This is a genomic window from Bacteroidota bacterium (assembly GCA_016711505.1).
Taxonomy (GTDB): domain Bacteria; phylum Bacteroidota; class Bacteroidia; order AKYH767-A; family 2013-40CM-41-45; genus JADKIH01.
Genome location: JADJSV010000018.1, coordinates 40,210 through 50,815, shown reverse-complemented (window position 1 = coordinate 50,815; position 10,606 = coordinate 40,210). Strand labels below are relative to the sequence as shown.

General features: G+C 38.0%; 6 protein-coding genes. 4 read left to right on the top strand and 2 right to left on the bottom strand.

Annotation, left to right across the window (positions count from 1 at the left end):
- The first annotated feature begins 69 nt into the window (after positions 1–69).
- The 4 genes from IPL24_16245 to IPL24_16230 all read left to right on the top strand — a co-directional run bounded on the left by IPL24_16245 (position 70) and on the right by IPL24_16230 (position 7,557).
- Positions 70–2,043, top strand: coding sequence for a TonB-dependent receptor plug domain-containing protein (locus tag IPL24_16245; protein MBK8365153.1), 1,974 nt, complete (start codon positions 70–72; stop codon positions 2,041–2,043).
- A gap of 18 nt (positions 2,044–2,061) precedes the next feature.
- Positions 2,062–2,601 carry a YfiR family protein gene (locus IPL24_16240; protein MBK8365152.1) on the top strand — a complete coding sequence of 180 codons (540 nt, stop codon included), beginning with the start codon at positions 2,062–2,064 and terminating at the stop codon, positions 2,599–2,601.
- Positions 2,602–2,612: 11 nt separating this feature from the next.
- Positions 2,613–6,317 carry a response regulator gene (locus tag IPL24_16235; protein ID MBK8365151.1) on the top strand — a complete coding sequence of 1,235 codons (3,705 nt, stop codon included), beginning with the start codon at positions 2,613–2,615 and terminating at the stop codon, positions 6,315–6,317.
- A 151-nt stretch (positions 6,318–6,468) separates the two neighbouring features.
- Positions 6,469–7,557: a response regulator gene (locus tag IPL24_16230; protein MBK8365150.1), complete on the top strand. Its 1,089-nt coding sequence runs from the start codon at positions 6,469–6,471 to the stop codon at positions 7,555–7,557.
- Between the two features lie 22 nt (positions 7,558–7,579).
- Here IPL24_16230 and IPL24_16225 read toward each other — a convergent pair whose 3' ends face one another.
- Both IPL24_16225 and mnmG read right to left on the bottom strand, forming a co-directional pair.
- Positions 7,580–8,488, bottom strand: coding sequence for a class I SAM-dependent methyltransferase (locus IPL24_16225; GenBank protein ID MBK8365149.1), 909 nt, complete (start codon positions 8,486–8,488; stop codon positions 7,580–7,582).
- 40 nt (positions 8,489–8,528) lie between these two features.
- On the bottom strand, positions 8,529–10,403 hold the full coding sequence (mnmG, locus tag IPL24_16220) for a tRNA uridine-5-carboxymethylaminomethyl(34) synthesis enzyme MnmG (protein ID MBK8365148.1): 1,875 nt from the start codon (positions 10,401–10,403) through the stop codon (positions 8,529–8,531).
- Positions 10,404–10,606: the final 203 nt, after the last annotated feature.

The following is a 10,606-nucleotide window of genomic DNA, read 5'->3' as shown; positions in this document are numbered from 1 at the left end:
ACATCCTTTCACTTACCGTGTATAATAATTTTGGACAATGGCATTAATTCCATTGGAGAAGTTATTCATATGCGAAAATTCAAATTAATATTATTCTGCCTTTTCTGCGCAAATATTGCTTTAGCAGAGGGTGAAGGAGCGTTAACAGATTCGGTACCGTTTTATAAGATGTCATTGGAACAGCTTATGAATGTCAGCGTTTCTGTGGTTTCAGATCAGCCCGAAATAGGAAGAGAGTCATCGGGGATTGTAACGGTTGTTACAAGAGATGAGATTTTAAAGTCAGGAGCGAGGGATTTGATGCAGGTATTGCAATTAATTCCCGGATTTGATTTTGGTGTCGATGTAGAAGGGATAGTAGGAATAGGTGTCCGGGGAAACTGGGCACATGAAGGCAAAGTTCTCATGTTATGGGATGGTCTTGAAATGAATGAAGACCTCTACTCTACACTTCAGTTTGGCGGACACTATCCTGTCGGTCAGATTAAACGCATTGAAATTATTCGTGGTCCCGGTTCTGCTATTTATGGTGGATATGCAGAATATGCAGTTATAAATGTGATCACAGTAAACAACGACCTCGACGGTGTTTTAGTTGATGCACAATACTCATCTTACAGTTCTGCGCATGCTTCAAGTGGAGTTTCTGCTGCATTCGGAAAGAAATGGACCAATTCACATCTTGCAATTTCAACATATCAAAGCAAATTTATCAGAAGTGACAGAGATTACATTGACAATTACGGCAATGCCTATTCTCTGCAAAATCTGTCAGCGATGAACTCTGAACAATATCGGGTTGATTATTCATATCGTAAATTCAGCATCATTGCATTTTGTGATAATTATAAAATACTTCAGAGAGATGGATATGACGAAGTCTATTCGCAAGCATACAGAAGCCGCTTTTTTAATTCTGCAATAAATGCAAAAGTTGAATACAATATCGGAAAATGGAAGTTTACACCTGGTGTAAAAATTAAATTCGAACATCCCTGGTACTATAATGATGATTCTTCGGGTGATACTTTTGAACCGTATGATGTTACAAGCAATAAGAATCAGGCATATTTAAATTATGCAATAGACCCTTCGAAAAAAGTGAATATCACAGGCGGAATTCAGTATACAACATTGTTAGCAACAAACCGACTTGAGGGTTCAACATTTACTGATGGCAACAAGAAATTTGAAAACTATAATTACGGCGGAAACGTTCAGGCTCTGGCCAAGACAAAAATTGTAAACTTTACTTTAGGTAGCAGAATTTCTTACAACAAATATTATGGAACTTCTTTTGTACCGCGGATTGGTATAACAAAGACATGGGAAAAGTTTCACGTGAAAACTTTGTATGGGATTGGTTATCGTGCACCATCTGTTGAGAACATCAATCTGAACTGGTCAATCAAACCGGAATACACATATGTGATGGAGCTGGAAGGCGGTGTCAGGCTTGGCAGAAATTCATATCTGACGACCAATATTTATGACATTACTACAAAAGACCCGATCATATTTTCTTATGATCCCGGAACAAGTATGGAGATGTATAAAAACGAAGGTCGTGCAGGAACTCGGGGTATTGAGCTGGACTATAAATGGAAAGCCAACAAGTGGTTTGCTATGATCAATTATTCATTTTATACCACAGAAGGACACAAGGTTGCCGAAGAATATAATCCGAAGAATGGCGAAAATTTAAATCTGGCATTTCCTGCACACAAATTAAATATTATCAGCAACTGGAATATCGGTTCCGCAATTACTTTGTCACCTTCTCTTACTTTTAATTCTAAGAGGTATTCAATATCGAGGAGTAAAGGCGACCTGGTAACTATACACCCGGAGACAATTTATGTAAATGCGAATGTTTCAGCAGACAATTTTTTCACAAAAGGTTTAACAGCGCAATTTGGAATATTCAATCTGCTGGATGAAGACGTAATTTATATTCAGCCATACAACGGCGACCATGCACCATTACCCGGTGGCGGAAGAGAGTTACAGATACGACTGAATTATAGTTTAATTAAAAAATAAGTAAGAAGAAAGTTGAATTTGAGAAACAACATATCACGTTTTATCCGTCAGGTGCTTTTAAGCATCCTGCTGGTTATATCGTGTCATCGCTCCGATGCCGTTCCTGACGGAAACGAATACCGGATCAAGGCGATGTTTCTGTTGAATTTCATTAAGTATGTTGAGTGGCCTATTGAAAATAATAAGCCTGTCATCAGAATTGGTATTGTAGGAGAATCAGAGATGTTTGATGCACTGACAATTCTTGCAGCACAACGTTCAGCAGATGGCCAGAAAGTTGAGATAAAGCAGGCAGACGATAGTAATGCAAGCGGCTTCCAGGTAATTTTTATTTCAAATACTGATAACAATAAGGTCGATCAAAGAATCAGAAAACATTCAGGTAAAGGGGTTCTTGTTATTTCAGAAGACGACAGATGTAAGACAAGAAATTCGGGAATCAATTTGTTTAATCAGAACAATAAAATCCGTTTTGAAATAAATATGAGCTCGGTAAAAAATAACGGAATTAAAATTTCCTCTAAGTTGATGGAACTGGCATCAGCAGTTCACAATTAATCACACACGATATGAAGAATAAATCTTATAAAATTGATTTCGAAATTTACATTGTATTTATAATCGTAATAAGTATTTCTGTATTTAATGCCATTTATAGTACAATAAATATTTCGAGAAATCAGGATGCCACCAGCAGGATCATGGTCGTGGATGTCCCTTCTTTGCAATCACTCGAGAACATGAACCTATTGATCACGAAATCGAAAATGTACTCGACCAATTGGGTTTATCTGCAAAGTAACAAGGAAGACAAAGGCAAATTACGAATGATCCATGAAGTGGAATATCCGACACTCAAAGGTGAAATCAGTAATCTGATGTCGAGCTGGAAAGACAAAGAAGAAATTGATTCGATGAAATATGTTTTTGCTGAATTTGAAAAATGCATGGTAGCACAAAGTGAATTGATGCGGACCCTGATAAATTTCGACGATTATGAAGATGCTGCAAAGAAATTTCAAGCGGAAGGAATTATTGAAAACCAGATATTACCACAGACAACAAATATTATAAGTCAACTAAACCGGTTGATTCAAAAAAAGAAATCGAATGCTGATCTGATGCACACGGAAATGTTGTCGAGTTCACGCACATTGATGTGGAGTGTATTGGGAATTGCCATTCTCATTGTAGTGGTAATTTTGATTGCGGCGTTTTATATGTCAAATCACATCATTGTTCCTACAATGAAGCTCAAGAATATTATCGTACAGATGGCCCGAGGAGAAATTCCCGAAGTAAAGCTGATGCAACGTAACAATGCTGTCGGACAAATGACAGAAGCCGTAAGTACGCTTGCCGGAAGTTTGAAAAAGACAACTCATTTTGCCCATGCAATTGGTGATGGTAATCTTGCAACAGATTATCAGCCTTTGAGTGAAAATGATGAACTTGGTAATGCCTTGATTCAAATGCAGGCAAATTTGCGGAGCGCCGATGAAGATAATCGCCAGAGAAACTGGGTTTCCTCTCGTTCAGAAAAGATCAATGAAGTTCTCAGAGAAAATACGGATGACATAAACAAGCTTTCCGATGCTGTTATTTCTACGATGGTAAAGTATCTTAATGCTTTTCATGGCGGACTTTATTTATTGGAAGATATAAATGCAGGAACTGAAAGTAAGATCGTTTTACATGGAAGTTATGGAATGCACAATAAAGTTAAAGCCAGAAATATTCTGGATTATGGTGAAGGATTAATCGGGCAGGCAATAAAGGACGGCGAAGTAATTTACCTGCAGGATGTGCCAAGCAGTTACACAATTATTGGAAGCGGACTTGGCAGTATGCCGGCTTCTCATGTTTTGATCATTCCATTAAAGCATCACGATAAAGTTTATGGAGCTGTTGAGTTAGCCGGTTTTAATTCATTTCAGTCATTTGAAATAGGTTTTGTTAAGAGTATAGGTGAAACTATCGGGTCAACACTTTCTTCTGTAATTTCCAATACGCTTACTAAACGGCTTCTTGAAGAAACAAGATTACAGGCTGCATTATTGAAGGCTCAGGAGGAAGAGTTGCTTCTTACGAATGAAGAGCTTTCGAATCAGTCGAGATTATTGCAGGCATCAGAAGAAGAATTAAAGCAGGGAAATATTGAAATGAAAGGGAAAGCACGCGAGCTTGAACACAAAAATGAAATTCTGGAACAGGCGCGTGAAGCAATCAGTATTAAAGCAAAAGAACTGGAGCTAAACAACAGATATAAATCTGAATTTTTGGCGAACATGTCTCATGAATTGCGAACACCTTTAAACAGTGTTTTGATATTGGCAAAATTGCTTTCTGAAAATAAGGATAAAAACCTGAGCGATAAGCAAGCCGAATACGCACGTGTAATTCATAAATCAGGAAATGATTTGTTGGTGCTGATCAATGACATTCTGGATCTTTCAAAAATAGAAGCCGGGAAAATTGAACTACATCCTGAGCAGGCAAGTATTCAGCTGATAAAATCGGATCTTCGATCATTGTTCACAGAAGTGGCCAATGAAAGAGAGATCGATTTTGAGATAGAGAACCATAGTGAATTGCCCGAATCTATTTACACCGATAAAGTTAGACTTGAGCAGATCATTAAAAATCTTCTGGGAAATGCATTTAAGTTTACACCGGCAAAAGGAAAAATTATTTTAAGGATAAAACGTCCGAACAAGGGAACACTTTTTTCCAATGCGTCTTTGCGCGGACAAAAAGACATAATTGAATTCTCGGTTTCGGATACAGGTATCGGTATTCCTTCAGAGAAGCAAGCTTTGATCTTTGAAGCTTTTCAACAGGCCGATGGAAGTACAAGTCGTAAATATGGTGGTACCGGATTGGGTTTGTCAATAAGTAAAATGCTTGTCTCCATGTTAGGTGGTGAAATGCAATTGATCAGTGAGCAGAATGTCGGAAGTACGTTCTATGTTTATCTGCCCGAAAATTTTGTTTCACTAGAACAAACTGATCCGAAAACAGAAGGCAAGTCGAAAGGAACAACGATGATGAATTATCGTCCGATGGACGATAGAGACTCCATTAAGGATACTGATAAGCTATTGCTGATCGTTGAAAGTGACATTACCTATGCGAATGTTTTACTGGATATGGCGCATGAGAAGAAATACAAAGCAATTTTAGCGATTGAAGAAGGTGAAGTTATGGCCTATGCCGAGAAGTATAAACCGGCTGCGATTATAATTGATGAAAAGATTTCCGGAGTTACATCGAGTACAATTATCGGGAAGATCCGGTCAAACAAAAGTTTTGAAAAGATACCGATGCATATCCTTTCTGAGTTCAACAGAATTGCTTCTGCTAAAGACATTGGTGCTACAGCTTACTTAAGAAAACCACTTGACAAAAGAGATCTTGATGATGCATTCTCATCGCTGAATAAAAATCTGAGTAATGCAATCAGAAATGTATTGATTGTTGAAGACATGAGTTTGCATCAGGAGATCATTAAGAATTTACTTTCCTCTCATTACAATAACACAGATGTTCATATTGCAAAAACGGTTTCTGAAGCGCAGAATCTTTTATCAAAAATTTCATTTGATTGTATTATCCTGGATCTTGATCTCGGAAACGGTTCAGAGGAAGGCTGTGCATTGCTTAAGTCAATTAAAGAATCTCCCTCTACAATGTTAATTCCTGTCATTGTATTTACAGGAACAGATATTGATTCTATGAATGATGAAACGCTAATTGGATTATCAGATGCTATCGTTTCCAAGGATGGCGAATCTCTCGATAAATTAATGAAAGAGACAAGTAACTTTTTGTCATCGATCGAGAAGCCTAAAGATGTTGCCAAACCGGTCATGCCTGTTTATATGGAAGAGATGCTTGCAGGAAAACAAGTGCTCTTGGTAGATGATGATATGCGTAACATTTATGCTTTGACGAATTTGCTTGAGAATAATAAAATGCGGGTGATACCTGCATCGAATGGACGGGACGCACTTGAGAAACTGGCAAAGTATAAGGATGTAGATATTATTCTGATGGATATCATGATGCCTGAGATGGATGGATTTGAGGCTATGCAACAGATCAGAAAGATCGATAGGTATAAGTCCACTCCTATTCTTGCACTAACTGCGAAAGCAATGGTTGGCGATAAAGAGAAATGTATTCAGTGTGGAGCTTCCGATTATATTTCAAAGCCTGTTAATATGGAGAATCTTTTTTCCATGATGCGGGTTTGGCTGTTTAAAGAAGATTAAATGATGAGCGAAAATAATATTAAGCAAAGTGTAAGATTTAAACAATATTAGTATCACCAAAGCTCTATGATTGATTAATATTGGGGCACACACAATTATCAATATGTTAACACACACAGTTTCGACTACTGACACCAAAGATGGTTTGAGTATGTTACACCCTATTAAAATTTTGTTGGTCGATGACCGGCCTGAAAATCTTATTTCTTTAGAAAGTATGCTTGAAAACAGATCGCGAACGATCATCAAAGCGACTTCAGGAAATGAGGCACTCAAGCTTGCACTGGAGAATGAGATCGCACTTATTCTTCTGGATGTTCAAATGCCGGATATGGATGGATTTGAAGTTGCTCGTTTATTGAAAGAGAATTCGAGGACGAAAGATGTTTCCATCATTTTTGTGACAGCTTTAAGCAAAGATGAAAAATTCACTATTCAGGGATATGAAGAAGGTGCGGTCGATTATCTGCATAAGCCTTTGGATTATAATATTGTTTTAGCAAAAGTTAATGTATTCGAACGGTTGTTTCTTCAGCAGAAGGAATTAAAGGCCGCTAACGATAAGTTGCAGCGAACGAACAAACAGCTTGATGAGTTTGTGTACGTCGTCTCACACGACTTAAAAGCACCTCTACGTGGACTTTCCAGTCTGGCCAGCTTCCTGGAAGAAGAATTGGGTGATAAACCCCGTCAGGAAGCGATTGACATCCTGAATATGATGAAAAGCCGCACAAGCAGACTGCAAGGTCTGATTGATGGAATTCTTCATTATAGCCGGATGGGCAATGTTACTGATACAAAAGAAACATTTTCAACTAAAGAGTTGGTTGTCAGTATAATAGATTTATTAAGTCCGCCACCAAATTTCAGATTTGAGGTTTCTGACCATTTACCGGAGATCCATGCAGAAAGAATTAAGCTTCATGAGGTTTTTCAGAACTTAATATCTAACAGTATCAAATACAATACAAAGGAGAATGCAATTATAAAAATAGAGCATCAGGACTACCCTACTCATTTCGAATTTTCTGTTACTGATAATGGAATTGGAATTAAAGAAGAACACTTAGTAAAGATCTTTGGAATTTTTCAGACTTTGGTTCCGAAGGATAAAGTAGAAAGTACAGGAATTGGATTAACGATCGTAAAAAAGATTGTTGAACAGCAAGGTGGAGAAGTGATTGTTACTTCTAAGATTGGAGAAGGATCCTGTTTTAAATTCACCTGGATGAAGTCATAGCCGGTCTATGTAAAAATATTATTTACTTAACAAACACGTAAATGACGCTGGAGAATTTTTCGGCGTCATTTTTTGCTTTTAGGTTAGACTTCAATCCATTCGTAAAGGCTTTAAACAAATGGTTTGTCCCGGAAATATTTTTTTCTGTAAGCATTGAAACATAGAAACTATCAAACTTCATTGGTAGTGCACGAACAAATTTAAAACCATATTTAGAAAAGATCGCTTTCATTGTGATCGGGGTAAAATGATATAAATGTCTGGGAACATCATAAGCCGCCCAATTCTCCCCATAGATTTCTGCATCCAGGGAAACGCAATTAGGAACCGCTATAATTGCCTTTCCTCCTTCTTTTAGTAAATTATGAATCTCCCCTATTCTTTCATTCAAAGTATGCACGTGTTCTAATACATGCCACATTGTAATGATATCAAATGACTCTTTATGCAGATCTGAAATGCCATTTTGATTTGACACATCTAACCTATGGTTTGAAATTGCTTGTTTCCTTGCTTTATCACTAGGTTCAATTCCTTTCCCGCTCCAACCATTTTTTACTGCAGCAGATAGAAATTCTCCCGTGCCGCATCCAATATCTAGTAACGCTCTTGTATCTGAATTTGCTTTAGGTTTTCCTGAAGCATATTCCTTATTGATCAATTTTACTTTTTCATTCAGTGAATATGACCTGACCCAATGATAAACGGTATTTACGATTCCCTTAGTTGAATTGCTATGACTTACATAGTCTTCGCTTTCATAATACCGGCCTATCTCTGATTCCGACGGTCTGGGATTAGTGAATTTAAAACTACAATCAGGACATTGAACGATAGAAAACGTTTCACGTGAAACAGTGTAGTCTAAGCAATCCATAAGTTTTTTGAAGGCAGTTCCACCGCAAAGTGGGCAATTGGCTAAATTTTGCATATATTATTGTTCCACGTGAAACATTGAGGTTTTAAAGCAATTATCTGCTTAAAAAAACCATTAAAACCGAGATATCAGATGGCGAAATTCCGCTAATTCTGGACGCTTGTCCTAGTGTTGAAGGCTTAATGGTCGATAACTTTATTCTGGCTTCCATTGACAAGGAATTCAGCGAATGGTAGTCGAAGTCCTCTTTTAAGAAGATTTCTTCCATTTTACTGAATTTTTGCACTATTTCATTCTCTTTTCCTATGTAACCTTCATATTTCATTGAAATTTCGGCTTGTTCTATGGCATCTGCCCTGAAATCAGCAGGAATTGTATCAATAAAATCGCTCAAAGGTTTAACAGCACCTGCAATCAATTCCATGTTTAGTTGCGGACGTAAAAGAACGCCCGAAAGTTTAACTTTTTGGCGAAGTTCATCAGTTCCGGCTTCTGCCATCATTTCATTTACTTCTTCAGGTGATACTGAATAGTTCTTAATAAAATCAATAAGTTCATCACAATAGGCAACTTTCTTTTCTACTCTTTCTAACCGAGCGTCTGAAGCTAATCCTAATTTATTACTGATCGGTGTTAACCGAACGTCAGCATTATCTTGTCGGAGCAGTGTTCTGAATTCAGCCCGTGAAGTAAACATACGGTAAGGTTCATCAGTTCCTTTTGTAACAAGGTCGTCAATAAGAACACCGATATAAGCTTCTGAACGTTTTAAAATGAATGGTTCCTTTTGATTAATACTTAAGTGCGCATTCATACCGGCCATTAATCCCTGACAAGCGGCTTCTTCGTAGCCAGTAGTACCATTAATCTGTCCCGCAAAAAATAAATTCTTTACCAGTTTAGTTTCAAGGGTAAGTCCCAACTGTTGTGGCGGGAAGTAATCGTATTCTATAGCGTAACCGGGACGAAACATTTTAGCTTTTTCAAAGCCCGGAATCATTTTCAATGCACGAAGTTGAACGTCTTCAGGTAAGGATGTCGAGAATCCATTCAAATAGATTTCAACAGTATTCCAGCCTTCCGGTTCAACAAATAATTGATGTCTTTCTTTATCAGCAAATCGATTTATCTTATCTTCAATAGAAGGACAGTAGCGTGGACCAATCCCTTGAATTCTTCCTGTGAACATAGGAGATTGCTCAAAGCCTTCTTTAAGAATATTGTGAACGGCATCATTAGTATAAGTGATCCAACAGCACCGTTGTTTTTCGGGAATAGGAGTATCCAGGAAAGAAAATCTTCCGGGAATAACATCACCATCCTGAACTTCCATCTTTGTGTAATCAAGAGATCGTCCATCGATACGTGGAGGTGTTCCCGTTTTCATTCTACCACTCTGAAATCCAATTGAAACCAATTGTTCTGTTATACCGGTAGCAGCCTTTTCACCGGTTCTTCCGCCGCCAAAATTCTTTTCTCCGATATGTATTATTCCATTCAGGAAAGTTCCGTTAGTTAAAACTACAGACTTGGCTCCAAACTCAATTCCCATGCTGGTTTTGACTCCTGCAATCCGTCCGTCATTGATAATCAACGAGTTGACCATGTCTTGCCAGAAATCTACATTCGGAGTTTGTTCCAGCATATTCCGCCATTCAGTAGCAAAGACCATTCTGTCATTTTGCGTTCGTGGGCTCCACATTGCCTGCCCTTTCGAGCGATTAAGCATACGAAACTGGATCATGGAAATATCGGAAACAATTCCGCTATATCCGCCCATAGCGTCTATCTCCCTCACAATCTGACCTTTAGCAATGCCGCCCATAGCAGGGTTGCACGACATCTGCGCTATTGTCTGCATATTCATAGTGATCAACAAAACTTTTGATCCCATATTAGCAGCAGCAGCAGCAGCTTCGCATCCGGCATGTCCGGCACCAACAACAATTACATCGTAATGAGCTTGCATAATGCAAAGCTAGTGAATTTTCGTCTGTGGATTTGGTCTTTCGTTTTTCATCTCTCGTCTTTCGTACAGGTTCTTGCGAAAGACGTAAGACGAATAACGAAGTCGGAAAACCCCAATAGTTTATTCCATCAAAACGCATAGACCTTTAAAAATCTTTTTACTTTTGCTCGCCCAATAAATTTTTGCTTGAGTAAGCACAACGA